General features: G+C 73.5%; 31 protein-coding genes, 3 tRNA genes and 1 pseudogene. 20 read left to right on the top strand and 15 right to left on the bottom strand.

What is annotated here, in order from left to right:
• The first annotated feature begins 12 nt into the window (after positions 1 to 12).
• The 10 genes and pseudogenes from DSM104329_RS03135 to DSM104329_RS03090 all read left to right on the top strand — a co-directional run bounded on the left by DSM104329_RS03135 (position 13) and on the right by DSM104329_RS03090 (position 5,683).
• Positions 13 to 318: a hypothetical protein gene (locus tag DSM104329_RS03135; protein ID WP_259313938.1), complete on the top strand. Its 306-nt coding sequence runs from the start codon at positions 13 to 15 to the stop codon at positions 316 to 318.
• Between the two features lie 273 nt (positions 319 to 591).
• Complete coding sequence (locus tag DSM104329_RS03130) at positions 592 to 786, top strand: hypothetical protein (RefSeq protein ID WP_259313937.1); 195 nt, start codon at positions 592 to 594, stop codon at positions 784 to 786.
• 61 nt (positions 787 to 847) lie between these two features.
• A pseudogene (locus DSM104329_RS03125) lies at positions 848 to 1,408 on the top strand (bifunctional DNA primase/polymerase); the annotation flags it as partial.
• The gene (locus DSM104329_RS03120) at positions 1,406 to 2,020 is read left to right on the top strand and encodes a primase C-terminal domain-containing protein (RefSeq protein WP_259316176.1); all 615 of its coding nucleotides are present in this window, start codon (positions 1,406 to 1,408) and stop codon (positions 2,018 to 2,020) included. The pseudogene DSM104329_RS03125 and the gene DSM104329_RS03120, both read left to right, overlap by 3 nt.
• The gene (locus DSM104329_RS03115) at positions 2,017 to 2,325 is read left to right on the top strand and encodes a hypothetical protein (protein ID WP_259313936.1); all 309 of its coding nucleotides are present in this window, start codon (positions 2,017 to 2,019) and stop codon (positions 2,323 to 2,325) included. The genes DSM104329_RS03120 and DSM104329_RS03115 overlap by 4 nt, the downstream gene beginning before the upstream one ends.
• A 106-nt stretch (positions 2,326 to 2,431) precedes the next feature.
• Positions 2,432 to 2,767, top strand: coding sequence for a hypothetical protein (locus DSM104329_RS03110; RefSeq protein WP_259313935.1), 336 nt, complete (start codon positions 2,432 to 2,434; stop codon positions 2,765 to 2,767).
• Positions 2,767 to 2,958: a helix-turn-helix domain-containing protein gene (locus tag DSM104329_RS03105; RefSeq protein ID WP_259313934.1), complete on the top strand. Its 192-nt coding sequence runs from the start codon at positions 2,767 to 2,769 to the stop codon at positions 2,956 to 2,958. Before DSM104329_RS03110 ends, DSM104329_RS03105 begins: the two co-directional genes overlap by 1 nt.
• Positions 2,959 to 3,016: 58 nt before the next feature.
• A complete protein-coding gene (locus DSM104329_RS03100; protein ID WP_259313933.1) occupies positions 3,017 to 3,979 on the top strand; it encodes an IS481 family transposase in 963 nt (320 codons plus the stop codon).
• A 367-nt stretch (positions 3,980 to 4,346) separates the two neighbouring features.
• Positions 4,347 to 5,429, top strand: coding sequence for a tyrosine-type recombinase/integrase (locus DSM104329_RS03095; protein WP_259313932.1), 1,083 nt, complete (start codon positions 4,347 to 4,349; stop codon positions 5,427 to 5,429).
• Entirely contained in the window at positions 5,426 to 5,683 is a 258-nt protein-coding gene (locus tag DSM104329_RS03090) for a hypothetical protein (protein ID WP_259313931.1), read from the top strand. Before DSM104329_RS03095 ends, DSM104329_RS03090 begins: the two co-directional genes overlap by 4 nt.
• Positions 5,684 to 5,775: 92 nt before the next feature.
• Here the strand turns inward: DSM104329_RS03090 and DSM104329_RS03085 are convergent.
• The 4 genes from DSM104329_RS03085 to DSM104329_RS03070 form a co-directional block, all read right to left on the bottom strand.
• Positions 5,776 to 5,849: transfer RNA gene (locus tag DSM104329_RS03085), tRNA-Arg, on the bottom strand.
• A 55-nt stretch (positions 5,850 to 5,904) separates the two neighbouring features.
• Entirely contained in the window at positions 5,905 to 7,107 is a 1,203-nt protein-coding gene (locus tag DSM104329_RS03080; RefSeq protein WP_259313930.1) for a hypothetical protein, read from the bottom strand.
• Positions 7,108 to 7,247: 140 nt separating this feature from the next.
• Positions 7,248 to 7,336 (bottom strand) — tRNA-Ser (locus DSM104329_RS03075).
• 36 nt (positions 7,337 to 7,372) lie between these two features.
• Entirely contained in the window at positions 7,373 to 8,389 is a 1,017-nt protein-coding gene (locus tag DSM104329_RS03070) for a peptidoglycan-binding protein (protein WP_259313929.1), read from the bottom strand.
• 115 nt (positions 8,390 to 8,504) lie between these two features.
• Between DSM104329_RS03070 and DSM104329_RS03065 the strand changes: the two genes are divergently transcribed.
• Positions 8,505 to 8,593, top strand: a tRNA-Ser gene (locus DSM104329_RS03065).
• A 343-nt stretch (positions 8,594 to 8,936) separates the two neighbouring features.
• On the opposite strand, the gene DSM104329_RS03060 is transcribed toward DSM104329_RS03065, so the two are convergent.
• From DSM104329_RS03060 to DSM104329_RS03020, 9 genes are all read right to left on the bottom strand, one after another.
• Positions 8,937 to 9,119: a hypothetical protein gene (locus DSM104329_RS03060; protein ID WP_259313928.1), complete on the bottom strand. Its 183-nt coding sequence runs from the start codon at positions 9,117 to 9,119 to the stop codon at positions 8,937 to 8,939.
• Positions 9,116 to 9,358: a hypothetical protein gene (locus tag DSM104329_RS03055; protein ID WP_259313927.1), complete on the bottom strand. Its 243-nt coding sequence runs from the start codon at positions 9,356 to 9,358 to the stop codon at positions 9,116 to 9,118. The genes DSM104329_RS03060 and DSM104329_RS03055 overlap by 4 nt, the downstream gene beginning before the upstream one ends.
• Positions 9,359 to 9,434: 76 nt before the next feature.
• Positions 9,435 to 9,578, bottom strand: a complete 144-nt coding sequence (locus tag DSM104329_RS03050; RefSeq protein ID WP_259313926.1) for a hypothetical protein — start codon at positions 9,576 to 9,578, stop codon at positions 9,435 to 9,437.
• 21 nt (positions 9,579 to 9,599) lie between these two features.
• Positions 9,600 to 10,127 (bottom strand): hypothetical protein, encoded by a 528-nt coding sequence (locus DSM104329_RS03045; RefSeq protein ID WP_259313925.1) that lies wholly within the window; start codon positions 10,125 to 10,127, stop codon positions 9,600 to 9,602.
• Positions 10,120 to 10,632 carry a hypothetical protein gene (locus DSM104329_RS03040; RefSeq protein WP_259313924.1) on the bottom strand — a complete coding sequence of 171 codons (513 nt, stop codon included), beginning with the start codon at positions 10,630 to 10,632 and terminating at the stop codon, positions 10,120 to 10,122. Before DSM104329_RS03040 ends, DSM104329_RS03045 begins: the two co-directional genes overlap by 8 nt.
• Before the next feature lie 137 nt (positions 10,633 to 10,769).
• Positions 10,770 to 12,659 (bottom strand): hypothetical protein, encoded by a 1,890-nt coding sequence (locus DSM104329_RS03035; RefSeq protein WP_259313923.1) that lies wholly within the window; start codon positions 12,657 to 12,659, stop codon positions 10,770 to 10,772.
• Positions 12,660 to 12,906: 247 nt separating this feature from the next.
• Positions 12,907 to 13,200 (bottom strand): hypothetical protein, encoded by a 294-nt coding sequence (locus tag DSM104329_RS03030; RefSeq protein WP_259313922.1) that lies wholly within the window; start codon positions 13,198 to 13,200, stop codon positions 12,907 to 12,909.
• Positions 13,201 to 13,422: 222 nt separating this feature from the next.
• Positions 13,423 to 14,787, bottom strand: coding sequence for a beta-propeller fold lactonase family protein (locus DSM104329_RS03025; protein ID WP_259313921.1), 1,365 nt, complete (start codon positions 14,785 to 14,787; stop codon positions 13,423 to 13,425).
• Positions 14,788 to 14,800: 13 nt separating this feature from the next.
• Positions 14,801 to 15,820, bottom strand: a complete 1,020-nt coding sequence (locus tag DSM104329_RS03020; protein ID WP_259313920.1) for a ketopantoate reductase family protein — start codon at positions 15,818 to 15,820, stop codon at positions 14,801 to 14,803.
• A 94-nt stretch (positions 15,821 to 15,914) separates the two neighbouring features.
• On the opposite strand from DSM104329_RS03020, the gene DSM104329_RS03015 reads away from it, so the two are divergent.
• Positions 15,915 to 16,082, top strand: a complete 168-nt coding sequence (locus DSM104329_RS03015; protein WP_259313919.1) for a hypothetical protein — start codon at positions 15,915 to 15,917, stop codon at positions 16,080 to 16,082.
• Here the strand turns inward: DSM104329_RS03015 and DSM104329_RS03010 are convergent.
• Positions 16,054 to 16,965, bottom strand: coding sequence for a phosphatase PAP2 family protein (locus tag DSM104329_RS03010; protein WP_259313918.1), 912 nt, complete (start codon positions 16,963 to 16,965; stop codon positions 16,054 to 16,056). The two genes, DSM104329_RS03015 and DSM104329_RS03010, sit on opposite strands and share 29 nt — an antisense overlap.
• On the opposite strand from DSM104329_RS03010, the gene DSM104329_RS03005 reads away from it, so the two are divergent.
• The 8 genes from DSM104329_RS03005 (at position 16,964) to DSM104329_RS02970 (ending at position 25,230) form a co-directional block, all read left to right on the top strand.
• A complete protein-coding gene (locus tag DSM104329_RS03005) occupies positions 16,964 to 17,899 on the top strand; it encodes a phosphatase PAP2 family protein (protein WP_259313917.1) in 936 nt (311 codons plus the stop codon). The two genes, DSM104329_RS03010 and DSM104329_RS03005, sit on opposite strands and share 2 nt — an antisense overlap.
• Positions 17,896 to 18,789 carry a diacylglycerol/lipid kinase family protein gene (locus DSM104329_RS03000; RefSeq protein WP_259313916.1) on the top strand — a complete coding sequence of 298 codons (894 nt, stop codon included), beginning with the start codon at positions 17,896 to 17,898 and terminating at the stop codon, positions 18,787 to 18,789. Before DSM104329_RS03005 ends, DSM104329_RS03000 begins: the two co-directional genes overlap by 4 nt.
• A gap of 10 nt (positions 18,790 to 18,799) precedes the next feature.
• Positions 18,800 to 19,639 carry a DUF1206 domain-containing protein gene (locus DSM104329_RS02995; protein ID WP_259313915.1) on the top strand — a complete coding sequence of 280 codons (840 nt, stop codon included), beginning with the start codon at positions 18,800 to 18,802 and terminating at the stop codon, positions 19,637 to 19,639.
• Positions 19,640 to 19,862: 223 nt separating this feature from the next.
• The gene (locus tag DSM104329_RS02990) at positions 19,863 to 21,692 is read left to right on the top strand and encodes a PEP-utilizing enzyme (RefSeq protein ID WP_259313914.1); all 1,830 of its coding nucleotides are present in this window, start codon (positions 19,863 to 19,865) and stop codon (positions 21,690 to 21,692) included.
• Entirely contained in the window at positions 21,689 to 22,771 is a 1,083-nt protein-coding gene (locus tag DSM104329_RS02985) for a PEP/pyruvate-binding domain-containing protein (protein WP_259313913.1), read from the top strand. Before DSM104329_RS02990 ends, DSM104329_RS02985 begins: the two co-directional genes overlap by 4 nt.
• 17 nt (positions 22,772 to 22,788) lie before the next feature.
• Positions 22,789 to 22,950: a hypothetical protein gene (locus DSM104329_RS02980; RefSeq protein ID WP_259313912.1), complete on the top strand. Its 162-nt coding sequence runs from the start codon at positions 22,789 to 22,791 to the stop codon at positions 22,948 to 22,950.
• Positions 22,947 to 24,419: a hypothetical protein gene (locus DSM104329_RS02975; protein WP_259313911.1), complete on the top strand. Its 1,473-nt coding sequence runs from the start codon at positions 22,947 to 22,949 to the stop codon at positions 24,417 to 24,419. The genes DSM104329_RS02980 and DSM104329_RS02975 overlap by 4 nt, the downstream gene beginning before the upstream one ends.
• Positions 24,409 to 25,230 (top strand): HAD-IIA family hydrolase, encoded by an 822-nt coding sequence (locus DSM104329_RS02970; RefSeq protein ID WP_259313910.1) that lies wholly within the window; start codon positions 24,409 to 24,411, stop codon positions 25,228 to 25,230. The genes DSM104329_RS02975 and DSM104329_RS02970 overlap by 11 nt, the downstream gene beginning before the upstream one ends.
• Here DSM104329_RS02970 and DSM104329_RS02965 read toward each other — a convergent pair.
• On the bottom strand, positions 25,220 to 26,047 hold the full coding sequence (locus tag DSM104329_RS02965) for a GntR family transcriptional regulator (protein WP_259313909.1): 828 nt from the start codon (positions 26,045 to 26,047) through the stop codon (positions 25,220 to 25,222). The genes DSM104329_RS02970 and DSM104329_RS02965 overlap by 11 nt on opposite strands.
• Positions 26,048 to 26,105 lie beyond the last annotated feature (58 nt).

The following is a 26,105-nucleotide window of genomic DNA, read 5'->3' as shown; positions in this document are numbered from 1 at the left end:
GCCGGAGGGCGTATGCGGGCACGGAGTAGCGGCGAGGTCGAGGTGGTCGATGAGCGGCTGCCGGCGGCACAGCGGCACGCCATCCGGTGCTTGCGGCGGGCGGGGCAGCGGGCGACGGACGGGCCCGACCTCATCCGCGCGTACGCCGAGTTGCGCGAGGCGCCCGAACGCATCGACCTGCGCGACCCGCACGCGCTCGAAGACGCCATCGTGCTCGCCGACCGCTACGGGCTCGGCGCGTGGGCGGAGCGGCTCGGTCGGCGGGCGGTCGAGGCGTGGCTGGCGACGGACGGACGGCCGTGGACGTACCGGGCGTAGTCCCGCGGAGAAGCTTCTAATAGAAGCATTGCCGCGCGCGTGCCAACGTTGGCAGCGACGAACGGCTACTTGCACGAAAATGTCAAGCAAAGCGGACGTAGTGCCTGACGAACTCGTGAAGCACTAGGCCACACGGCCCCCGCACGGCGAAACGTAGCGTTCTTCCACCCGGTGAACGGGCCGCGGTCGGGCGTCAAAGTACCCACTATCCGCCCGTCCCGCCGCAACGATTCACCGCGGAGACAAACGCGGCAGACCCGGAGGTGGTCGAAGGTGAAGAACGAGAAGCAGCAGGAACCGACGAAGTGTGTCTCGGCGTGGCTTCCGGTCGCCGAGGCCGAAGCTTTCCACGCCCTGGCAGCGGCCCACGACCGCAGCATCAGCAGGGAGGCGTGCCGCGCGTTCCGCTTCTACCTGCACGCCCACGACGCCAGCGGCGACGAGCCCCGGCTCGCCACGACGGCGTGACCCTGCCCCTCGACGACCGAAGGACCGCCGCAAGACGGTCCCCCGGAAAAGGAGCGAGGTCATGTCTCGCGCTACAGACAATAGCCACACGGCGGCATTCGAGGCCGCGCGGGACTTCGCCGAACACGGGCTCAAGGTTCTCCCCTGCCACACGGTCGCCGCCGACGGGCGCTGCACCTGCGGCAAGGCGGACTGCAACTCCCCCGGCAAGCATCCGCGCACCCCCAACGGTCTGACGAACGCGACGACCGACGAGCGGGCGCTCCTGCACTGGGACGCCAGCTTTCCGGGCGCCAACTGGGCGGCCGCCGTCGGCAACATCGTGTCGGTCGTCGACATCGACGCCAAGCACGGACGCGACTCGGGCGAGGTCATCGGCGCCCTGGGGCTGACCGGCCCGGTGGTGTGGACGGGCGAGGCGACCGACGGGCCGCTCGCGGGGACGCGCGGCGCACACGTCTACTGCTCGCCCGGCGCGCGAACCGTCACCTAGGACACCACCCCCGTGACCGGGGTCGAGGTCAGGGGTGCTGGCACGTACGTGATGCTGCCTGGCAGCCGCCACGCCAGCGGCGTGATCTACGAGTGGGCGAACGGCGCGCGCCCGTGGACGGCCGCGCTGCAGCCGGTCCCTGAGGCGCTGCGCCCGAAGCGGACCGGTAGCGGCACCGCCGCGCCGGTCGAGGCCGCCATCCCGCTCCGTAGCCGGAACTCGGCGCTGACCAGCCTCGCGGGGACGATGCGCCGCCGCGGCTTCCACGAAGCAGCCATCTTGGCGGCCCTGCTCGTGATGAACCGCGACCGCTGCCAGGCGCCGCTCGACGAGGCCGGGGTCCGCAAGATCGCGCACAGCGTCGCGCGCTACCAGCCCGCCGAGAACATCGGCGCAGCGGTCGAGGAACTGACCGCGAAGCTCGCGCTCGACGGGGTCGGCAAACGCGTCGACCGCGTGAAGATCTGCGGCCGCGGCACGAACGCCGTCGCGCACATCCACTTGGACGACGGGGACCGCATCGTGCTCGACCCGCTCGGCCGGGTCGGGACCCCGGCGAAGCTCGCGCAGGAGGTCGCGCTGCAGGCGGGCGCCGAACCCGAGTTCAAGCCGGTCGACGTGACCCGGGTCAATGCGCTGCTGTACCTGCTCGGCGAGCATGTCGCCGGGGTCGAGGTCGAGGACCCCACGACCACGGGGTCGGCTACCTGCGCGGCACGCCCGTCGAAGCGGTCGACATGAAGGACCAGGCGTCGCGGTGGCGGGCGTTCGCGCAGCTGGCCCGCGTCGACGCCCCGGGCGGACCGCCGCGCCATGCGCTCGAAGACCCGGCCACGGGTCTGCGCTACGTCCGCGCGGAGTGGTTCGGCGAGTTCGTCGCGGAGAAGACCGGGCCGGGGATCGCCGACGCGGTCGTGCGCGCGATGCCGCCGCTCGGCTGGACGAAGCCGGGGCGCGAGGGCCGGGTCAAGGCCACCCAGCCGGGTGGGCGCCAGACGCTGCAGTGGGCGTTTTTCGTCATCCCGGTCGCCTGGGAGGACCGGTGAGCCAGGTAACGGGTAACGGCCGGTACGTCCCTCCAACGCGCGTACGCGCACGCGCGCACACGTTTAGGTCCGTTACCTGCCGTTACCTGCGAAGCGGCCGGATGGCATGAGCCGCCAGCCCGGGGCGCGGCATCTTCGCGTCGTGTGGTCGGCGCCGGACGCCGGTCGGGCACCCGACCTGCCGTGCGCGGAGCAGCGCGCCGAGACGGTGACGTGCACACCCGCGCCCGACGCGCTCGTGGCCGCGAGCACGACGACCCGCGACTGCATCGACCGGCTCACGGGGTACGCGACAACGCTCCTCGGCTGGGGGATGGCGCCCGGTGACGTTGCGTCCGCGGCCGCCGACCTGAACTACGAGCGCCTGCGTCCACCGCTGCCCAACGTCCTGGTCGGGAACATCGTGGAGTCCGCCGCCGCACGGGCGAAGCGGGGCGTGTGATGGACGCGCTGCTCACCGCCCGCGAACTCGCCGGTCTGCTCGGCGTCAGCGCCGAGACGGTGCTGCGCTGGACGCGGCGGGGCGAGCTTCCGGCCTTCCGGCTGCCGGGCGGCGCGCTGCGCTTCCGCGAGGACGCGGTCGACGAGTGGCTAGCTGACGTGCCCAGGGACGTTCCGAACGCCGTGAAGTAGGTCCGGGCCTGCCGAGAGGGTGTGGGTGTCGAAGCTCACACGTCTCAAGGAGGCCCGGATGGCGCACCATAGAGCCCGGTTCACCGCGCGTGGACGCGAGGTTGTCGTTCGTCGTGTTGTTGACGACGGCGAGACGTTCGCCCAGGCGGCCGCCTGGGCGAACGTCTCGAAGTCGACCGTGTGGGAGTGGGTGCATCGCTGGCGCCAAGCCACGCCGGACGAGCAAACATCGCTGGCGTGTCTGACCGAGCGCTCCAGCCGCCCGCACCGCTCACCGCGACAGGTGCCAGCCGAGGAGGCCCAGCGGATCTGCGAGCTGCGCAAGCGGACCGGATGGAGCCCACGGAGGCTCGCCGACGAGCCCGAGATCGCGCGGTCGCACTCGACCGTCCACCGAGTCCTGCAACGCGCCGGCGTGTCCCGGCGCCCCGCCCCTGAGCGGCCGGCGGTCGTCCGCTATGAGTGGCCGTGCCCCGGCAACCTGCTGCACATGGACGTCAAGCGCTTCGGCAAGTTCACCGAGCCCGGCCACGCCGTCACCGGCGACCGCACCAGGCGCTCACGGCGGGTCGGTTGGGAGTACTGCCACTCGATCGTCGACGATTGCAGCCGCCTGGCCTACAGCGAGATCCACGACGACGAGAAGGCCGCCACGGTCACCGCGTTTACCCGTCGCGCGCTGGACTTCTTCCTCGAGCACGGCATCGTCGCCGAGCGACTGATGACCGACAACGCGTTCGCCTACGTCCACAACAAGACGCTCAAGGCACTGCTGCACGCCAGGGCGATGAATCACCTCCGCACGCGGCCCTACACGCCGCGCACCAACGGCAAAGTGGAGCGCTACCAGCAGACGCTGCAGCGTGAGTGGGCCTACGCGCTCGAATACGCCTCAAGCGAGGCCCGTCGAGCTTCGCTGCCACACTGGGTGCGCCACTACAACGAGCGGCGCACCCACAGCGCCCTCGGCAACCGACCCCCACTCGACCGCGTTCGGCAGGTCACCGGGCTCGACAGCTAGCCGCTCGGGCGACGGCCGCAGTTCGCCCGGATGGGCGGACCCCCTGAAACGAGCCGAATCCTAGGCTTTCTTATGCGGCAAAGGTGTTACAGAAGAGGGCTCCGCAACCGTTCCTCCTCACTGCCCGAAAGTGTTACATGAGGACCGCCTATCCATGCCCCCAGTGCCGGACCGAGCATCACGTCGGTGACCTCGATGACGCGACCGGGCTCTGCCCCGCCTGCCGTGGCGAGCGGACCCCGACCGGCGCGGCCCGCGCGTGCGTGGTCTGCGGCGTGGCGCTCGCGGGCTACGCCAACCGGCGGACGTGCTCGACGCGCTGCCGCGTCGCGCTGCACCGCCGCCGCAACCGGAAGGACGCTGCCTGATGCCCGCCACCCAACGCGGCCAGGCGTACCGACTCGGCCCGAACCGCTGGGGCCTGCGGTGCTACGCCGCCGACGGCGCCCGCCGCCGCAAGTCGCCATTCCCGACCAAGAGCGCGGCGCTCGCCTACTTCCGCGACGTCATCGAGCCGCAGCTTCGCGGCGCGCCCGCCCCGGTGGCCGACGTCACCCTGTCGGAGTTCATCGACGTCTACCTGACCCGGCACGCCGCCGCCGTGCGCCCCCGGACCGTCGCCACCCTGCGCGACCGCCTGCACCACGCCGAGCGCGCGTTCGGTGACGTGCCGCTGCGCGACCTCGAACGCATGACGCACGAGGTCGCCGGATGGCAGGACAGCCTGCCGCCGCGGGCCGGGCACGGCATCGCGCAGGCGTTGCGCCAGGTGCTCGACACCGCCGTCCGCTGGGAGCGCATGACCCGCAACCCGGCCAAGCTCGCCGGGCGCAACCCGAAGCCGCCGCCGCGCACGGTGCGCGCGTTCACCCGCGTCGAACTCGACGCCATCGCCGCCGAACTGCCGCCCGCCTACGCGCCGCTGCCCATGTTCGCCGCCGCGACCGGCCTGCGCCCCGAGGAGTGGCAGGCGCTCGAACGCCGCGACATCGACCGCCGGGCGGGCATCCTGACGGTGCGGCGCACCGTGCCCAGCGGCGAGGTCGTCGACCTCGCCAAGACGGAGCGCAGCCGCCGCCAGGTGCCGCTGTCGGACCGGGCGCTCGCCGCGCTCGACGCGGTGCCGCCGCGCCTCGACACGCCGCTCGTGTTCCCGGCCGCGCAGGGCGGCGTGCTGAACATCGACAACTGGCGCCGCCGCGTGTGGGCACCGGCCATCGACGCGGCGGGCGTTCCGCGCCCGGCGCGCATCTACGACCTGCGCTCGACGTTCGCGTCCGACGCGCTCGCGGCCGGGGTCAGCGCGTTCGAGTTGGCCCGCGTCATGGGTACAAGCATCGAAATGGTCGAGCGCCACTACGGCACGCTGCTGGATGGCGCGACGGCCGGAATCGCCGGGCGGCTGAACGCGCTCGACGCCGAGCGCGACGCGCGAGACGAGGCACGATGACCGACGATGACGACCGGTTGGCCGACCCGAAGACTGACGACGCGAAGCTGTACCTCGCGCTGCTCGAAGACGGTATGGCTCAGTCGGCGTGGTGGGTGGCGCGGAAGGCGGGCGTCGGTGAGCACTACGCCATGCGGACTCTCGCTAGCTGGGCCGACAACCCCAACAGCGAATGGCAGGTCATCCGGCGCGATGACCTTGGCCCGGAGGTGTACGAGGCGGTCGAGGACTCGGCGCGCAGGGGCGACGCCTGAGCGACGTTTGGGCCACTATCGGGCCACGCGTCGGCGCCCTGAGCGCGGCCCGGAACGGCGAAACCCCCGTCGCAGCGGGGGTTTCGCGGGAGCGCGCCCGAGAGGATTCGAACCTCTGACCTTCGGTTCCGTAGACCGACGCTCTATCCAGCTGAGCTACGGGCGCAGTGGGCCGCAGTCTAGCCACCCGGTGCCGGAGGCCGACCGCAGCCCGGTCGTCGTCAGCGGACGCGGATCAGGCGCGAGCGATTGCCCGAGACGTGCGAGCCGTCCGTCGGGCGTACGAGCGCGCGGTAGCGGCCGCTGCTGCGGATCCTCACGCGGCGGCTGTAGCTCGAGCCGTTCACGCGCGTGCGGGCGATCGTGCGGTAGGTCCCGCGCACGCGGCGCTGGATGGAGACCGCGGCGCCGTCCTGGCTGGGGGTCACGTGACCGCGGAAGCGGACGCGGGCGCCCCGGCGCGGGTGGCGGTTGACGCGCAGCGAGACGCCGAGCCGCACGCCGACCGTCGTCAGCTGGCTGATGACCTGCGGGCGCGTCGCCGCGACGGTGCGCAGCTGCGAGCTCGAGATCATCGGCGACACGGCGATGACGTAGGCGCCCGTCGGGTCCGTCCGGCCGCTGGCCACGTTCTGCCAGTTGCCGTCGAACGGGAAGGTGTCGGCCTGGACGGTGATGCCGACGCCGCTGTTGTCGGACCCGGCGAGCACGCCGGCGACCTGGATGCCCGCGCCGTAACGGACCGGGTTCGGCTTGGCCTCGATGAGCAGGCCGTTGGGGATGCGCGTCGTCGTGAACGTGCGGTCGCGGCCGAGGACCGCGCGCCCGCTGCTCGGCTGGAAGACGAGCCGGTAGTGGTACGTCGTCGCCGGGGCGAGCGAGCCGACCGGGCTGCTGATCGCGGTCCCGTTGGTCGTCGGGCCGAACGGCGCCGCGGGCGTGGAGGCACCGTACTGGCGCGACGGGCCGTACTGGAACTGGTAGGTGCCGGTCGCGCCGCGGGTGTTGATCGCCCCGTTGAGGGTCGCGCCGGTGTCGGCGACGTTCGTCGCGCTGCCGGTCGACACGACGGGCGTGACCGCGGACTCGCGCGGCGTGCGGAAGTCGCGGCGGGCGCCCATGACGGTGCCGCCGTCGCTCGTGGCGACGAGCCGGTACGCGTACAGCTTGTTCGGCTGCAGGTCGCTGACCTGCTGGCTGATCTGGACCGGGTCGGTTCCCGAGCCGACGGCCACGGAGGCGGTCCGCTTGCTCAGCCCGCGCGGGCCGTACTGGAAGAAGTAGCGCGTGGCCACCCCGTGCGGGTTCACCGTGCCGGTGAGCGTGGCCACCGTGGGTGCCACCCCGGACACGCCGCCGGTGGCGGCACTCGGGGCCGGGGTCTGGGCGATCGCGGGCGCCGCCACGACGGCGAATGCGACCACGACGAGGAGAAGACTTCCGTGCACTCTGCGCATACGAGCGGGGGTCATACCCATGAGAACACGGAAGAGAACCCGTCGTAGCGGACGGAAGCGTCCGGAATGCTCGGAATTGCGGACTCCTGCGACCGGGGCGACGAAAGCGGAGAGGGCGGGATTCGAACCCGCGATGGAGTGTTAACCCCATACTCGCTTAGCAGGCGAGTGCCTTCAGCCACTCGGCCACCTCTCCGGGTCTGCCCGGAGTCTAGAGAACGCCGGCCGGTGGTCACGGGCAGCGGTCGATCCGCGCGACGAGCGGATCGGTGTCCTGCGTCTGACGCGCGTCGGCGTTCGGCCGGCATGGCGCCGCGGCGCCGCCGGCGACCGGAACGTTCCGCGCCGCGCTCGCCGTCAGCAGGTACGGGACCGGGTCGATCGGCGTGCCGAACTGGCGCACCTCGAAGTGCAGGTGCGGGCCGGTCGAGTGGCCGGTCGAGCCGACGTGCCCGATGACCGTGCCGCCGCTCACGGACGCGCCCACCGACGTGGTGATGCTCGACAGATGCGCGTACCACGTCTCGAACCCGAGCCGATGGCGGACGACGACGAGGTTGCCGTAGCCGCCGCTGTTCCACCCGGCGAACGCCACGACGCCGACGCCCGTGGCGGCGACCGGCGCGCCGTACGGCAGGGGGTAGTCGAGCCCGGTGTGCCGGCGGCCGCCGGGGTAGCCGAACCCGTCCGTGAACGCCACGCTCACGGGGCGCAGGAAGCGCACCGGCCCGCTCGCCGTCGCGGTCGGCGTGGGCGTGACCTGGAGCCGGCGCAGGGCGGCCAGCGTGCTCGGCCCGGCGATGCCGTCGACCGTCAGCCCGGCCGCCTGCTGGAACCGCTGCACCGCGGCCAGCGTGCCCGGCCCGAACCCGCCGTCCAGACCCCCCGACCCGTAGCCGCGCACGCGCAGGAGGAACTGGAGCGCCGCGACGTCCCAACCTCGCGTCCCGAGGCGCATCGGCCGGTGCCCGAGCGCGGGCCGCCCGCGCCGCCCGAGCGCCCGCCGGGTCTGCGCGCCCGCGATCCCGTCGACCAGCAGGTGCCGCCGGGCCTGGAAGCGCTGCAGCGCCGTCTGCGTCTGCGGGCCCGAGATGCCGTCGACCGGCCCGGGGGAAAGCCCCGCGCCCGCGAGCGCGATCTGGAGCGCGGCGACGTTCGCGCTCGCCGCGCGCGCAGCCACGGGCGTGGCGGCCGACACCGAGCATGCCGCCGCGACGCCCACCAGCGCCCCTGCCAGAACGCGATGCACGCGCACAGGCTCGCCGGGGCCGGCAGGCGTGGCAAGTGATGGATGGACGCTTGCAAGGCCCGCCTCACGCCCGCGCGCAGCCGGCCCGCGGGCCGGGCTACGCTGAGAGCCGTCCGGAGGGGTGGCAGAGCGGTTGAATGCACCGGTCTTGAAAACCGGCACGGGCGGTGACGTCCGTCGAGGGTTCGAATCCCTCCCCCTCCGCTCTGGAAAGCCAAAAGCCCCGCTAACACGGGGCTTCTGGGGCTCGCCGATGGGTGGGCTGAGGCGGTGGTTCGAACGTCAGCAAACGCCTCTGAACGCCCCCGTGGGAACGGGTCCGTTCCCACAGCCGTTCCCACGGGAACAAGCAGGGTGACGTCACCCTGCTCGGGCCGGGAACGGGTCACGGCAGCAGCTCCTCGGGGTGGACCTCCAGCCACTCGCGCACCGGCGCCGGCCACTCGCCCCAGCGCGGGACGTCGTCACGATCCCGCCACTTGACGCCTCGCTCGGTCACGTGCAGATCGTGCCAGCCCTCGTGCCGGGGCGCCCCCAGAATCGCCAGCTACCGGACGTGCATGCGCCGCGGCCAGTACGTCCACGACGGCTCGCCGAAGCGCTCGACGAGGAAGCGGTTCATCGCCGCCGACACCGCCGGCGGCGGCTCCAGCGCGCAGTGGAAGCACACGGGGACGCGACCGCCGATCGACGTCAGCAGGCCACCGCAGGTGCGACACGTCCGGGTCACCGCCCCGCTGGCCTCCACGTGGGGTTCTCCAGGACGATGCTCGCCTCGTGCGAGTCACGCGCGACCCTGAGCGCGAACGGAGTCAGGCAGCGCAGGTGCATGAAGATGTCGTCCTCTGCGGACGCGAGGATCCAGTAGAACAGCGACTGCTCGGGGTCGAGCGGCTCGGAGCAGAAGTTGCACGTGGGCTGGCTGCCGGCAAGTATGCCGTGGACGTCTTCTCCGGGGTAGAGGATCATCGGTTCGTCCTACCTCCTCAGGCGGTGGGAACCCGGCCAACGGCGAGGGCCTCGCTGCTGGCCCGGTTCGAGTGCGTCAGACCTTCTCGGGCTCGCGCTCGCGCTCGGGGCGCTCGCGCTGCGGGACCTTCTCCGGCGGCGGTGCCGGCGCGCGCTTCGGCGGCACCGGATTCTCCAGCGGCTCCAGGATCTTCACGCGATCCGGCTCTCCGATCTCCATCGGATCACTGCTCCCCTCTCGTCATCGGTCGTTCCACTCCTCGTCGAGCTGCGTCGGCTTCGTCGTGTCCTCCCTGCCCTCGTCGGCGAACAGGTCGCGCATCAGGACGGGCTGGCCGTACGCCTCGCGCAGCGGCACGACCAGCTCCCAGCTCTCGTGCAGCACGAACATCCGCTTCGGATAGCCGAACTGCGCCCGCCAGCCGAGCGTCGGCCCGGGACCGTGCTGGCTGCGACCGAAGCCGCGGACCACGCGCCCCCAGCTCTCGACCTGGCCGACGACGAGCAGCTCGCGGTCCACGTCGTGCAGCGGGTAGCCCATGCTCAGCAGGCGCCCGTAGGACGAGGCGCTGTAGAGCCCACACGAGCACTTCTGCCGAGGGGTCTCGTCGCCGCAGGTCAGGCACTCGGCCACCGCGGGCTCGCGGGCAGGCCAGGCGAACTCGAAGCCCATCGAGTGCAGGATCGGCACGCCGCAATCGAACTCGACGCGCCAGGCTCGCCAGCCGATGACGCTCAGGCCGTCAGGGGACTGGATGTCCTCAGCCATCGTCGTCGCTCGCGGACGGATCGAGCGCGCGCACGCGCTTCAGCTCCTCGACGAGATCGTCGTCGACGACCTGCGGGTCGATCGGCGGATCGAGCGAGACGCACATGGCCGGCGACAGCGACCAGACGCAGGCCGCGCCACCGGCTGGCGGGGTCTTGATGATGCCGAGCTTGCCCGCCGCGCGGCGCAGCGTGCGCGACGAGACCCCGAAGTGCTTGGCTGCCTCGTAGATGTCCACGGCGAACATCGGGCCGGCCGTGGCCAGGTACTCGACCAGCCACGCGGCGGCCCTGGAGCGCTTCGTCGGCGAGGGGGTCGTCGCCGTGGTGTTGACCTTCAGCAGCGACAGCGGATCCGGACCCCTGCCCGTCAGGTCCTCGTTGAGCACCAGGAACGGGAAATCGCGCACCTTGCGCCCGCCGCCGTCTTCGGCGACGTCGAGTTCGACCGTGTCGAACTCGAACGCCAGGCACTCGTTGACCTCGTGATCGTTGTCCTTGACCACCGTGACGATGCGCCGGTCGCTGTCGGCTGGGGTCGATGCCGAGGATCGCCGCCGCGCGGCTGGCGGCGACGACGCCCGACGACGAGCCCGAGATCGCGTCCCTCTCACGCCGCCCGGATACGCGCCGCGGGCGCCGCTCAGCGCACCGCGGCCGGGGCGACGCGCATCTCCCACGAGTGCGCGCCGAAGAGCGCCAGCGGTGCGGTCGCGTCCGTGACCACCGCGTGGACCCGATAGGCGCCGGCCCGCGTCGGCGTCCCGCGGATGAGCCGCGGCGCCTTGAAGCTGACGCCCGGCGGCAGCCCGTACACCGCGAACGCGTACGGCGCCGTCCCGCCCGCGGCGCTCAGCCGCAACTCGTAGGGCACGCCGACCGTCGCGCGCTCGCGGACCGGCGCCGGGCTGATCTGAAGCGCCGTGGTGGGCGTCGTGGCCCCCGAGATGTCGGGGTCGGCCGCCGTGCCGGGCTGTCCCGGAGCGCCTGCGGCCCCGGGCGGGTTGCCGGGCCCGCCCATCCCGCCGGCCGACGGCGCGCCCACCGCCGCCATATTGTCGACGAGCGCCAGCCCCGTCACCCGCAGCGGCGCCCCGCCCGTGGACACCGCACCGCCGCGAGCATCGCCGCCGCCGCCACCCGTTCCGCCTGCTCCGCCAGGGCCGCTCGACGTCGACCCGGTCACACCCGGGCCACCCGGACCGCCCGCGCCGGCGACCGGCGAGGTCGCGCTGTCGCGATCGAACGATCCGTCCTGCATGAGCGCGTTGCCGCCGCTGAGGTGGATGGCCCCGCCCACGGCGTTGCCCGCGTCGCCGCCCGCCGCACCCGGCGCGCCGTCGCCGGGCAGGCCAGGCGAACCGCTTTCATAGTGGTATCCGAGGACTTCGTACGTCAGACCGGCGTCGCCGCCGGGGCCAGCGCTCCGCGGCGCTGGCGCCGTGCCCGCGCGTCCGCCGCGCGCCTCGTCGGCCGAGAACCGCGAATCGAGGACCGTGAGATCCCCGGAACCCGAGATCGCCCCACCGCGTCCGGCCCCCCCGGCTCCGGGGACGCCGGCGCGTCCGCCCGCCCCGCCGGTGCCCCCATCGCCGCCGGCCTCCCACGCCCAATCGTGATCCATATACGCGTTGCCGCCCGGACCACCACCGCCCGCGACGCCGCCCGGTCCGCCGGTGCCGCCACGTCCGCCCTGGGCGATGTTGCCGGCAAGCACCGCGCCGACGATCAGCGTGCTGCCGAGGTTGCGGATCGCCCCACCGGACGCCGTCCCGCCTGGGCCGCCGCGACCGCCGGCGCCCCCCTCGCCGCCGACACCTCCAGGGCCACCGGACTCACCGATCGGGCCGATGTACTGGTCACACTGTTCCGGCTCCTCGGGATAGGGGTACCAGCAGTTCCAGCACTCCGGGTTGGAGTCCGGGGTGGTGTCGTAGTCGCAGTAGTCGCCCCAGCCGGATTGGCCCTCCGCGCCCCGGGCGCCCTGACCGCCTCGGCCCCCGGTTCCGCCCTGCCCGCCGATCACCGTGTTGGAGCGGAGCGCTCCCCCGATGACCTCCAACCGGCCGCTCTGCGTCACGAGCACCGCGCCGCCCGCGGCGTCGCCGCCGGCAGTGCCCGCGCCGCCTGCTCCGCCGGGCTCGCCGGTCTCCGCATCAGAGTGGCCGACGCCTCCGGTGCCAAGCGTCCCGGCGGCGCCCTGCACCCGCCCGTTGACCAGCCGCAGGTTCACCAGCGTCAGCGACCCCGACACCTCCAACAGCCGCGTCCGCCGCTGCCCGTCGAATGTCACCGCGGAGCCCGACGCATCCAGGCGCACCGACCGGCCCGCCGGCACCACGATCGGCGCGTCGAACGGGATCGTCGCATCGCAATCGAGGACGACCGTCCCGCCGGCCGCGACCGAGGACGCCAGCGCGGCGTAGGTGCAGTCCGTCAGCGTGCGGGGCGACGCCGAAGCCGGCGATGACGCGGTGAACAGCGCCGCGACGCCGGCGACCAGGACGGCAGACAGAGGGCCCCTGCGCAGCATGGCTTGATCCGACCACGCCGCGCCCGGTCTGCGCATCCGCAGGTCCTGGCGGCCCGCGCGGGCGAAACTACGGATTCGCCACGCGCCCGGCGCGCAGTGCGCGCTCAGCGTGCGGCGGCCGGCGCGACCCGCATCTCCCAGGAGTGCGCGCCGAACAGCGCCAGCGGCACGGTCGCGTCGGTGACGAGCGCGTGGACGCGGTATGTGCCCGCCCGCGTTGGGATGCCGTGGATGATCCGCGACGCCTTCAGGCTGAGGCCCGGGGCGGCAGACCGTACAGCGAGAACGTGTACGGCGCGGTCCCGCCGGGGGCGCTCAGCTCCAGCCGGTAGGGCGCCCCGACGGTCGCGCGCACGCGGACCGGCGCCGGGCTGATCTCAAGCGCCGTCGTGGGCGTCGTCGTCCCCGATGACTCGCCCGCGGCGGAGTCGTAGCCGACGAGCAGCCGGACCGACGTCCCGAACGTGTCGCCGTCGTGGTCCCACAGCACGCCCGTGTGGGCCTCGCTGCCGATCTTGTACGCCACCTTCGGCTTGGCCATCGTCCCGGTCCTCGTTCGCCGTGATGCGACGCCCGCGCGACGCTTGGAGGGGTCTTCGGCGCGACCGTAGCACGGGCCCCAAGCGGCGCTGGGTCCGTTCCCACAGCCGTTCCCACGGGGCCTGAAAGTCCTGCAAATGGGCACTATTGCCCCGGTCTTGAAAACCGGAGGCCGGCAACCCCGGCTCGCGGGTTCGAATCCCGCCCCCTCCGCTCCGCGCCCTCAGCCGGTCCGGAACACCGCCACCGCGCTGCTGGCGAACGCGGTCGCGTACAGGTGGCGCCCGTCCGGGCTGACCGCCACCGAGCTCACGCCGCGCAGTCGCCGGCCCCGCTCGCAGCCCGAGCTGCCGTCGCGGGCGACGCATCCGCCGCGCCCGGCCCGCGGCAGGATGCCGCCCGACGGCGACAGCCGGCGCAGCACGTCGACCGCCCCCGACGAGAACGCGGCGACGTAGACGGAGCGGCCGTCCGGCGCGACGGCGACGCCCTCCGGCGCCTTGAGCGCGCGGCCGGGCGTGCACCCGCGCGGCGGGCCGAACACGACGCAGCCGAACGACTCGACGAGCTGCGTCAGCTGGCCGGTCCCCGACCGCGCGAACGCCGTCACGCTGTTGCTCAGCAGCGACGTCACGTAGACCGCGTGGTCGTCGGGACTCAGCGCCACCGCGTTCGCTCCCGCGAGCCGCCGCGCAGGGGTGCAGCCGGCGGCCGGGCCCGTCACCAGGCAGCCGCTGCCGTCCGTCGCCTGGGCGAGCGTGCCGGTCGAACGGTCGCGGGCGAACACCGCGACCGCGCCGCTGATCGCGCTCGCCGCGTACACGCTGCGCCCGTCGCGGCTGACCGCCATGCCTTCCACCGCGGTCAGCGCCAGGCCCGTCGCGCAGCCCTCCGTCGCGTCCGCCGCGACGCAGCCCGACGTGCCGGACGCCTGCGACAGCGCGCCGGTCGAGCGGTCGCGCGCGAGCACCGCCACCGCGTTGCCGCTGAACGCCCCCACGTACACGTTGCGGCCGTCGGGGCTCACCACGACCACGTCCGGCCCGTCGAGCCCCCGGCCCGCCGCGCAGGAGCCGGCGCCGCCGGCCGCGACGCAGCCGGCCTCGGTCAGCGCGCCGGTCCTCGCGTCGCGCCGGAAGACCGTCACGGCGTCGCTGTCGCGCGAGGTCACGTAGACGTCGCGCCCGTCCGGGCTCATCGCGACCGAGTTCGGCCAGCCGAGGACCTCTGCCGTCGCGCACCCGCCGGCGCCGCCCGCAGCGATGCACCCGCGCGCGCCCCGCGCCTGCGTGAGCCGGCCGCTGCGCCGGTCGCGCCGCAGGATCGCGACCGCGTTGCTGCGGGCCGCGGCGACATAGACGTAGCGGCCGTCCGGGCTGACGGCCACGGCGTTCGACCCTTCGAACGGGCCGGGCCCGCGCAGCGCCCGCACCGCCGTGCACTGCCCGGCCGGCATGGAGCGGTCGACGAGGCACCCCGCCGGCCCGGACAGCTGGCGCAGCGCGCCGGAGGCCGAGGCGGGCAGGAGCGTGACGCCCAGAGCGAGGACCACGGCGATGCCGGCAAAGCGGCGCATGCGAGAGACCATGCGGGCGACCCTCTCATGTCTCCCGGCGGCGCGCGATCGTGACGAACACATCGCGGCCGCCTGCCCGCTCGCCGCGCGCGATCGCTTCGATGATCTCCGCGACGCGCGCGTTCAGCGGCGCCGGGACCCCGAGCTCCCCTGCGCGCGCGGCCACCGCCCCGTTGATGACCGCCACCTCCGGACGCGCGCCGCGCTCGAGATCCTGCAACATCGACGCCTTCGTCCCGGCGACCGGCGCGAACGTGCGCTGCAGCCGCGCGCCGGCGTCGTCGCCCGCCACGAGCGCGACCGGATCCTCGCCCCACACCGGCTCGAGACGCACCCCGCTCGCCGCCGCGACCGCGCACCCCTCGCGCCACAGCCCGACCGCCGCGCGGCGGCCGTCCGCGTCGGCCAGCACCTCGCCGGTCAGCAACCCGGACGCCGCGCCGAGCGCCGACATCGTGCTGTTGACCAGCAGCTTGGACCACACGGTCCCGACCGCGTTCTCGGACATCTTCACCGGGCCGACGGCCGCTAGCACGCCGGCGAGAAGCCGCGTGCGGTCGCGGACCCGGCCGTCCGGCTCGCCCACGACGAAGCCGCCGGGCGACGTGCGCGCCACCCGCCCGGGCCCGAGGTTCGTCGCCCCCCACTCGACGACGCCGACGATCAGCCGGTCCTCGCCGACCAGCGCGCCGATGCGGTCGTGCACCAGCCCGTTGCCGAGCGAGACGTACGCGCGCGCGACGCCCGCCGCGGCCAGCGGCGTCAGCGCCGCCTCGAGGTGCGCCGCCTTCACCGTGACGAGCGCGAGGTCGAAGTCCTCGTCGAGCTCCTGCGCGCGCGCCCGCGCGTCGAGGCGCACGACTCGCACGACGCGCTCCCCGCCGTCGAGCCCGACCCGCAGCCCCGGGTCGCGCATCCGCGCGACGTGCTCGGCCGCCGGATCGAGCACCACGACCCGCCCCACCGTGCCTTCGAGCAGCGCCGCGATCACACCGCCGATCGCCCCGCCGCCCACCACCAGAACCGCCGTTTCGCCGCCCGCCATGCACCGCAGTCAGCCCGGGAACGCGCGCGCGGTCAAGAGCCGGCGGGCAACCACCCGCCGACCTTCTATCCTGCCCCACTCGGTCCGGATGACCATGCTTCGCCGCTCACTCGCCGCCGCGCTCGCCGTGGCCAGGCGCACCACGGGCAGGCGCGCCAAGCACCGCCGGCTGCGCATCGTCGCGCAGAGCCCGAAGGCCGGCACGCCGGTCCGTGGCGAGGACGCGATCGTCCTCAAGCGCGGCTGGACACGTCTTCGCTAGCCGCCACGGGCGCCTGATCGCCGCTGCGCGCCGCCGCATCGACCGCGCGCGCCGATGCACCGAAGCGCAGGAGGCGCCCGCCGAAGGCGATCGCGCACACCGCGAACCAGGCGCCTCCGAGCGCCAGTCCCGCGACGACGTCGCTGAGCCAGTGGACGTCGAGCAGGACGCGCGTCGTCGCCACGCCGACGGCGAGGCCGGCCGCCGCGGCGGCCAGCGCCGCCCGGGTCGCACGCGAGCGTCCCCGCCCCAGAATCAGCGCGGCCGCGGCGAAGAACGCCGCCGACCAGGAGGAGTGACCGCTCGGAAACGACGGTCCCAGCGCCTCCGCCGCGGGATTCAGCGCCGGCCGGACCCGGTCGGCGAGGTCCTTGATCGTGGTGGTCAGCAGCGCGTTGCCGCCCACGACGAGCAGCAGGAACGGGACGATCCACGCATCGCGGGTCCGGATCGTCTCGACGACCGCCAGCACGACCGCCAGCCCGATGATCGTCCGCGGCGCTCCCAGGTCCGTGACCGCGCTCAGCACGTCCGTGCTCCAGGCCGTCGCGTGGCGGTGGCTCCATTCGGCGGCCGCCTCGTCGAGGCCGATGGGACCGTTCCCTCGGCGCACGAGGAACGCGACGACGGCGAGCAGCAGGCCGAGCGACACGATCGCGACGAGCGCCGCGGTGAGCGCGAGGCCGGTCGCCGCATCCGGGTCCAGACGCGCCCCGAGGAGGCGTCGCAGCCGGGGGTGGCGCGCCGCGTCCCGGCCCGCCTCGCGGGCCACTCCCACGGTGGAGGACGGACGCGCGGCGCCGCCCCGCGGCAGTCCCAGGACCACGAGTCCCGCGACGGCGGCGGCCAGCAGGATGGCGGCGAGGAGGACGAGGACGGGCATGGAACGTCGAAGGCTCGGGTACCCGTTCAGCCTGGCGGGGGCACGTGGTCAATTGCGTGACTTCAGGAGGTTTCACAGCATGGATGGCGCCGGATCGACGACACGACACAGTCGTGACCGCGGCGAAGATCGTTACGTCGTGCCCGTCCTCGCCGCTCCGCGGCGCGGGCGCGCCGAGCGCTTCGCCCGCGCGCTGCACGGTCGCCACCCCGTGCTGGTGTTCCTCGCAGCCGCGCTGGCCGGACTGGCGGTGCTCGCAGCCCTGTCGATCGGCCTCGGGCTGCTCGTGACCCACGTGCTCGTGCAGACGGCGGGCATCGGCTCCGCCGACGACGGGTTCGTCCGTGATCTGGCGCAGCATCGGACCGGTTTCGAGACGGACGCCTCCGCGGTCGGCTCCATGGTCGGCGGCGCGCCCGTCCTGCCGATCCTCGTCGGCCTGATCGCCATCGTCTGCGCGATCAAGCGGTACTGGCGCGTGGCGGCGTTCGCCGTGTTCGTGCTCGCCCTCGAATCGGCGACGTACCGCATCACGACCCTGGCCGCCCCGCGCGACCGGCCGCACGTCCACCGCCTGGAGGGCCTGCCCGCCGACGCCAGCTACCCCTCGGGTCACACCGCGGCCTCGATCGCCGTCTACGCCGGGCTGGTCCTGCTGATCACGTCGCGGATCCGGACGACGTGGGTCCGGGTCGCTGCGTGGGCGCTCGCCGTCGCGATCCCCGCCTTCGTCGCGATGTCGCGCATGTACCGCGGCATGCATCACCCGCTCGACGTCGCCGGCGGCGCCGTGATCGGCATCGGCGCGATCGTCGTCCTGGTGTTCGCGTGCCGGGCCGCCGGGGCGGCGAGCCTGTTGCGGTCCGAGCCCTCCGCGCGCCGGGTCGCGCCCTCGGGCGCCCGGAGCGACCGCGGGACGGTGACGGCGGCATGAAGGTCGCGGTGGTGGCCCACGCGGGCAAGACGTTCGGCGGCGGCCTGCCCGAGCTGCGTCGCGTGCTCGAGGCCAACGGAGTGACGGATCCGTTCTGGGCCGAGGTGCCCAAGAGCAAGAAGGCCCCGGAGCAGGTGCGCCGGGCGGTGGAGGACGGCGCCGAGCTGATCTTCTCCTGGGGCGGCGACGGGATGGCCCGCCGCTGCATCGGCGAGCTCGCCGGAACGCCGGCGAGCCTGGCGGTCCTTCCGGCCGGCACGTCCAACCTGCTGGCCACGAACCTCGGCATCCCGCGCGACATCGAGGCGGCGGTGGCGATCGGCCTGCACGGCGAGCGGCGCCCGCTGGACGTCGGGCGCTTCAACGACGAGCGGTTCGCGGTGATGGCCGGCGCCGGCTTCGACGCGGCGATGATTCGCGACGCCGACGGCCTGAAGGACCGCATGGGCCGTGTCGCCTACATGTGGAGCGGCTCCCGGAACATCCGCTCGGAGAGCTTCGAGGCGAAGATCAAGGTCGACGGCGTCCCGTGGTACGACGGGCCGGCGAGCTGCGTCCTGCTCGGCAACGTCGGCGCGCTCTTCGGCGGTGTGCAGGTGTTCCCCGACGCGCGGCCCGACGACGGTCAGCTCGAGCTCGGGATCGTCACGGCGGACAACGTCGTGCAGTGGACGCGCACGATCGCGCGGACGGTGTCCGGCGATCCGAGCCGGTCACCGTTCGTGCGCACGACGCGCGCCCACAAGGTGAAGGTGACGCTCGATCGCCCCGTGCTCTACGAGCTCGACGGCGGCGACCGGCGCAAGGTCAGCTCGTTCAAGGTCAAGGTGGAGCCCGGCGCCCTGCGGATCTGCGTGCCCTCACCGGCGCAGGCCCGGGTCGCGGCGTAAAGGAGACGACATGGCGTTCAACATGGCAACGGGATCGCGGCCGGCCCGCGAGGCGCGCGGCGCCGGCGAGACCGTCGCGCGCCAGCCCGCGTTCGAATGGCTCGCGCGGGCGGGACTCGTCTCGCGCGGGGTGGTCTACGGGATCATCGGGGTGCTGGCGGTCAAGCTGGCGCTCGGCGACGGCGGCAAGGCCACCAACCAGCAGGGCGCGCTGAGGACGATCGTCGAGCAGCCGTTCGGCAAGGTGCTGCTCGTCGTGGTGGCGATCGGGCTCGCCGGCTACGCGCTGTGGCGGCTCGTCCGCGCGGCGATCGGCCATGGCCCCGAGGCCAGCGACAGCGGCTTCGACCGTCTGTCGGGCCTGGCCAGCGGGATCGCGTACGGCGCGCTGCTCGTCACGGCGATCGGCATCCTCGCGGGCTCCGGCGGCGGGTCCGGCCATCCGGACAAGGCGACCGCGGGCGTGCTCGACTGGACCGGCGGCCAGGTGATCGTCGTGCTCGCCGGCCTCGTGATGATCGGCGTCGGGGCGTACCAGGGGTACAAGGGCGTCTCGCGCAACTTCCTCGAGGACTCGAAGACCGAGCGGATGACGCCGGAGACCGAGCGCGCGTTCACCGTGCTCGGCGTCGTCGGGCACCTCGCGCGGATGGTCGTGTTCGTACTGATCGGGTGGTTCCTGATCCGGGCCGCGATCGACTTCGACCCCAACAAGGCGGTCGGGCTCGACGGGGCGCTGGCCAAGCTCGCGCACAACTCGTACGGCCCGGTTCTGCTCGGCATCGTCGCGGCCGGGCTGATCGCCTTCGGCTGCTACTCGCTGGCCGACGCCCGCTACCGCCGCATCTGACGGGCGGGCGCCGACCGGCCAACCCGGCGCGCGCGGCGGCGTTTCCCCCTTGGAGAGATCCAGCGCCCCGGCCCAGCCCCCGCCACGGTTCGCCGGGCCGGGGCGCGACACCTCCTCCTCCCCATGCCCGCCATGAGTGTCAGGGCGCCTGTGACCGGTTCGCGCATGCGCTATACCTCTCCCCTGGCGCACCGGAGAGGGCGCCGGAGACGAGGGGAGACCGATGGCCGCCACGACCGACGCACTGGGAGCGTTCCCCAGCCCGTTCTCGATCGCCACCCCGGATGGGTGCCAGGGCTGGGAGGAGATGTATCCGTACTACTCGCTCTTCACGGCGCAGCGGCCGGCTGACGAGGACCGCCTCTGGTTCTGGAACTCCATGCACTTCCCCGTGCCGATGCCGCCGTTCGACGTGACGTCGATCGACACGCCCTACCAGGCCGCCGGCGCCTGGCAGCACCGCGCGTTCCGCACGCCGCCCGCCATGGGCATCGACTACCGGATCATCAACGGCTACGTCTACATCTCGGTCAACGGCGTCGACGATCCGGAGCTCATCGCCGAGCGCGCCCGGTTCTTCCAGGAGCGCGCGGGCCACTACTTCGGAAACTGGGACGCCCTCTATGCCGACTGGCGCACGCGGATGGAGAAGCTGATCGCGCACATCAGCGACCTTCCCGTCCCGAAGCTGCCCGAGTACGAGGACGACGACGTCATCTTCGGCGACCGGCCGCCGACGTACCTCGGCGTCCTCGACGCCTACCGCACCGCGCTCAGCGCGAACGAGCAGATGTGGTCGAACCACTTCGAGTTCCTGCTGCTCGGCTACGGGGCCTACCTGACGTTCTCGGAGTTCTGCAAGGCCCACCTCCCCGACATCCCCGACCAGCACATCTCGCAGATGATCGCCGGCATCGACGTGCTCCTGTTCCGGCCGGACGCCGAGCTGCGCCGCCTGGCCCGGATCGCGGTCGACACCGGCGTGGAGGGCGCGTTCGTCGAGGGCCGCACACCGGCCGAGGTCGACGCCGAGCTGCAGAGCACCGGCGCGGGCCGCCGATGGCTCGAGGAGCTCGAGGCCATCAAGGATCCGTGGTTCAACATGGCCACCGGCGACGGCCTCTACCACTACTTCCGCAGCTGGTACGACGACCCCAGCATCCCGTACGCCTCGATCAAGGGACACATCGACGCGATCCACGCCGGCCACGACGTCGAGCGCCCGACCGAGCAGCTCGAGGCCGAGCGCGACCGTCTCGCCGAGGAGTACGCCTCCCTGCTTGACGACGACGCACGCCAGCCGTTCCAGGAGCTCCTGCAGCTGTCGCGCGGCGTCTTCCCGTACGTCGAGGAGCACAAGTTCTACGCCGACTACTGGTTCCTCACCCGCTTCTACAACAAGATCCGCGAGTTCGGCGCGCTGCTGGCCGAGCACGGCTGGCTCGAGGACGGCGAGGACATCTTCATGCTCTCGCGCCACGAGGCGCACGAAGCGCTCGAGGAGCTGTGCCTCATGTGGGCGACCGGCGGCCCGCCGCTCGGCCCGCAGCACTGGCCGCCGATCGTGACCCGCCGCCGCGAGCTGCTCAAGCGCCTGGAGGAGTGGACCCCGCCGCCCGCGCTCGGTGCGATGCCGGAGGCCGTCAACGACCCCCTCGCGGTGATGCTCTGGGGCATCACGCCCAGCCGCCTGCAGGAGTGGGCCCAGGGCGAGGGCGACGGCACCACGATCATCGGGGCCGCCGCGTCCGCCGGGGAGGTCGAAGGCATCGCACGAGTGCTGCGCGATCACGCCGAGATCGCCGACGTCCGCGACGGCGACATCCTCGTCTGCACGATCACGTCGCCGGCCTGGGCGCCGATCTTCCCGAAGATCAAGGCGACCGTGACCGACATCGGCGGCGTCATGTCGCACGCGGCGATCGTCTGCCGCGAGTACGGCAAGCCCGCGGTGGTCGGCACCGGCCGCGCGACCGCGCAGATCCGCACCGGGATGCGCATCCGCGTCAACGGCAGCACGGGCGTGGTGACCATCCTCGACGGGGCGCCATGAGCGACGGCTTCGCCCACACGCGGACGCTCGCGGAGCTGCGCGCCGAGGACGACGGCGTCTTCGGCGGCAAGAGCGCCAGCCTGGGCGAGTTGATCGCCGGCGGCGTGCCGGTGCCGCCCGGCTTCGCGCTGGCCACGTCGGCGTTCACCGCCTGCATCGAGGCAGCGGGGCTGCGCGAGCACGTCGACGCCGCGCTGGCCTCGGTGGATCCCGACGACGTCGACGCCGCACAGGCGACCGCACGCGAGCTGACCGCCGCCGTGTCCGGTGCGCACGTGCCGGATGAGGTCCGCGACGAGATCGCCCGCCGCTACGCCGACCTCGCCGCCGCCACGGGCCTCGACGAGCCGCCGGTCGCCGTGCGCTCGAGCGCGTTGGGCGAGGACAGCGCCGACGCGGCGTTCGCCGGCCAGCAGGAGACGTACCTGTGGGTGCGCGGCGCGGACGGCATCGCCGACGCCGTCCGCGACTGCTGGGCGAGCCTCTACAGCGCGCCCGCGCTGACCTACCGCGCCCGCCTGGGCGACGCCGCGCGCGACCCGGCGATGGGCGTCACCGTCCAGCTCATGGTCGACGCCGAGGTCTCCGGCGTCGCCTTCACCTGCAACCCGGTCTCCGGCGACCCGAGCATGATCGCGATCAACGCCAGCTGGGGCCTCGGGCTCGGCGTGGTCGGCGGCGACGTGACGCCCGACGAGTACCTCGTCAGCAAGGTCACCAAGGAGGTCGTGCGCCGGACGATCGCCCCGAAGACGATCGAGTACCGGCCGGCCCCCGGAGGAACCGGGACCGAGGTCGCCGACGTCGAGCCCGAGCGGGCCGACGCGCCCGCGCTCGACGACGAGCGCCTGCGCCACCTCGCCGGCGTCGCGCGCGGCATCGAGCGCTCCGCCGGCTGCCAGCAGGACATCGAGTGGGCGATCGCCCGCACCGGCGGCTTCCCGGACAACCTCTACGTCCTGCAGGCGCGCCCCGTCACCGCCACGGGCAAGGGGGCGCGGCCCGAGGGGCCCAAGGGCGTCTCGGCGATGTCGCTGATCATGTCGACGTTCGGCGCCGACGCCGGCCAGAAGCGCTAGGGGCCACCGGTGACCGCATGCCGCTGAGCGACGACGACGTGCGCGAGATCATCGCGATCCTCGAGCGCCCGGGCACCGGCGAGCTGCGCGTGTGCACGGGCGAGTTCGAGCTGCACGTCGTGCGGACGCCGCCCGGCGGCGTCACGGGCGCCGCCCCACCCCCGCCCCCGGCCGCATGACTGCCGCGCCGATCGAGTTCGTCGACACCAGCACCCGCGACGGCAACCAGAGCCTGTGGGGCGCGACCGGCCTGACGACGCCCGACGTGCTCTCGATCGCGCCGGCGATGGACCGCGTCGGCTTCCGCGCGCTCGACTTCACCACGAGCACCCACATGGCCGTGTCGGTGCGCTTCCACCAGGAGGACCCGTGGGAGCGCATCCGCCGCGTCAGCGCGGCGATGCCGGACACCATGCTCACCTTCCTGACGACGGGCATGCGCTTCATCTCGTGGGAGCCGGCCGAGGAGGACGTCATCCGCCTCGCGCTGAGCTGCGTGATCCGCAACGGCATCCGGCGCATCCAGGTCGCCGAGCCGATGAACGACGCGGACGCGCTCATCACGCTCGCCCGGCTGGCCCGCGAGGAGGGCGCCGAGGAGGTCGTCATGGGCCTGACCTACTCGCGCAGCGCCGTGCACGACGACGAGCACTACGTCACCCGCGCGCGGCGGCTGGCCGAGTCGCCGGACATCGACCGCCTGTACCTCAAGGACCCGGGCGGCCTGGTCAGCATCGACCGCCTGCGCCAGCTGGGCCCGCGCCTGTTCGAGGCGTTCCCCCACCGCCCGATCGAGCTGCACAGCCACTGCACGATCGGGCTGGCGCCGCAGGCCTACCTGGAGGGCTGCCGGCTCGGCTTCTCGGCGCTGCACACCGCGGTCGGTCCGCTCGGGCAGGGCACGTCGCAGCCGGTCGCGGAGAGCACGCTGCGCGACGTCGAGGCGATCGGCTTCTCCCACGAGCTCGACCTCGACGCGCTGGCCGAGGTCTCGGCGCACTTCCGCGCGCTCGCCGAGCTCAAGGGCCTGCCGCCGGGTGCGCCGCGCGCGTACGACGCCACCTACGAGGCCCACCAGCTGCCGGGCGGCGTCGTGACGACCATGCGCCGCCAGCTCGAGGAGATCCGCCGCGGCGAGCTGTTCGATGCCGCGCTCGCCGAGGTCGGGCGCGTCCGCGCCGAGTTCGGCTACCCGATCGTCGTGACCCCCTATGCGCAGTTCCTCGTGACCCAGGCGAGCATGAACGTCATCGCTCCCGAGCGCTACGCGACGGTCCCCGACGAGGTCATCCGCTACTTCCTCGGGCACTTCGGCCAGCCGCCCGCGCCGGTCGATCCCGACGTCGCCGACCGCATCCTCTCCACGCCGCGCGCGAAGGAGCTCGCGCGCTCGCGCCCGCTCAGCCTCGACGGCGCGCGCGAGCGGTTCGGCAGGACGATCTCCGACGAGGAGCTGCTGCTGCGCATGACGATGCCCGCCGAGCAGGTCGACGCGATGCTGAGCTCGGCGGGCCCGCCGCCGCCGGCCGCCCGGCCCGGACGCAACCCGCTGGTCACGCTGCTGGCCGAGGTCGCGCACCGGCCGTCGATCGGCTTCCTGCAGTACCGCAGCGGCGACGACGAGGTGGTGTGGCGCCGTGCGTCTTGAGGACGCCCGCGGGTTCGTCTTCGACCTCGACGGGACGCTCGTCCAGCGCGGCCGCGAGGGGCTCGTCGTCATCGACGGCGCCCGCGAGGTGCTCGCCGCGATCCGTACGAGCGGCCGGCCGATCGTCGTCTGCACGAACGCCAGCCACGTGACGCCGGGCACGATCGCCGAGGAGCTGCGCGAGGTCGGCCTCCGGGTGTCCGGTGAGGAGGTCGTGACGCCCCCGTGCAGCGCGATCTCCTACCTGCGGGCGAACCACCCGGGGGTGCCGGTGCAGGTCTTCGCGCCGCAGGTCACGCGCGAGCGCATGGTGGCCGAGGGCATCGACGTCCTCTCGGCCAACGGCGACGGGCCGCAGGCGGGCGCGGTCTTCGTGGCGCACGGCGAGAGCGTCGACTTCGGCGTCATCGAGCGCGCGGCCCGGGCGGTCATCGCCGGCGCTCCGCTGCTGACCGCGAGCTACGTGTCGGCGTATGCGGGGGCCGACGGCCCGATCTTCAGCCGCGGGGCGATGCTCACCGCGGCGCTGGCGAAGGCGACCGGGGCGGCGCCGCGCATCGTCGGCAAGCCCTCGCAGGCGAGCCTCGACGAGATCAGCGGCCGCATGGGCGGCATCCCGGCGGCGGAGCTGGCGATCGTCGGCGATGACGTCGCGCTCGAGGTGGAGCTCGGCCACATCGGCGGGTCCTACACGGTGCTCGTGCGCAGCGGGATGACCGGCGGTCTCGATCTCACACAAGCCCCGGACCGCCACCGGCCGCACGAGACGGTCGACACCGTCGCCGAACTGCTGCCGCGCCTCAGGCCTTGATCCTCGTGCGCGCGACGCGCCCGGGCCCGCGGGCGTTGACCTGCTCCGGCCGCGCCGCCTCGAGCCAGCGGAGCACGTGGAGGTCGAGGCCGCCCGGGGCGAAGATGTCGCGCGAGAAGTAGACGACCTCGCCCGTCGTGACGTGGAAGACCTCCTCGAGGTCGAGCACGGCGGTCGTGCGGTCGATGCCGAGGTGGCGGCCCAGCGGCTCGCGCGCCGTCACCATCCGGGGCAGGATGTGGGTCGTCGCGTAGGCGATCGGCACCCCGCGGCCGAGCAGGATGTCGAGCACCATGGTGCCCTGCTTGAGCGCCCTGCGCAGCTTGGCGTCGGACGGCACGTCGACCTGGGGGCCCAGCGTGTCGACCATCCGCGCCGAGGGACGCCCGTCGGCGAGCAGGACGCGCGAGATCTCGATGACCTCGCTCCCCGGCTCGATCGACAGCCGCTGCGCCGCCTCCGCCGACGCCCCCGTGCGCTCGATGCCGAGGTCCTCGACGGTGAGCTTCGTGCCGCGGCCGCGGGCGATGGACGAGTAGGGCTCCAGGCGCTCGAGGCCCTCGTCGAGCGCACTGCGGCGCCCGACGCGGCCGACGAACGTCCCGCTGCCCTGGCGGCGCACGATCTCGCCCGTGCCCTCGAGCCGCAGCAGGGCCGCGCGCAGCGTCCCGCGCGAGATGCCGAGCATCTCCGCGAGGTCGTGCTCGGGCGGCAGCCGGTCGCCCGAGCGGTGGCGCCCGGGGGCCAGCCAGTTGCGCAGCGCGACCTCCGCGGTGTCGACGAGTGACGGGCGCTGTGACCCGCGCTGGGCGCTCATGCGCTGAGCGTATTCGTTCGCGCGAGCGCAGGCATGCTCAGTTCGTTGACACTGCTAT

This window comes from Capillimicrobium parvum, assembly GCF_021172045.1.
In the GTDB taxonomy this organism is placed as follows: domain Bacteria; phylum Actinomycetota; class Thermoleophilia; order Solirubrobacterales; family Solirubrobacteraceae; genus Capillimicrobium; species Capillimicrobium parvum.
This window is presented reverse-complemented; position numbering and strand designations above follow the sequence as displayed.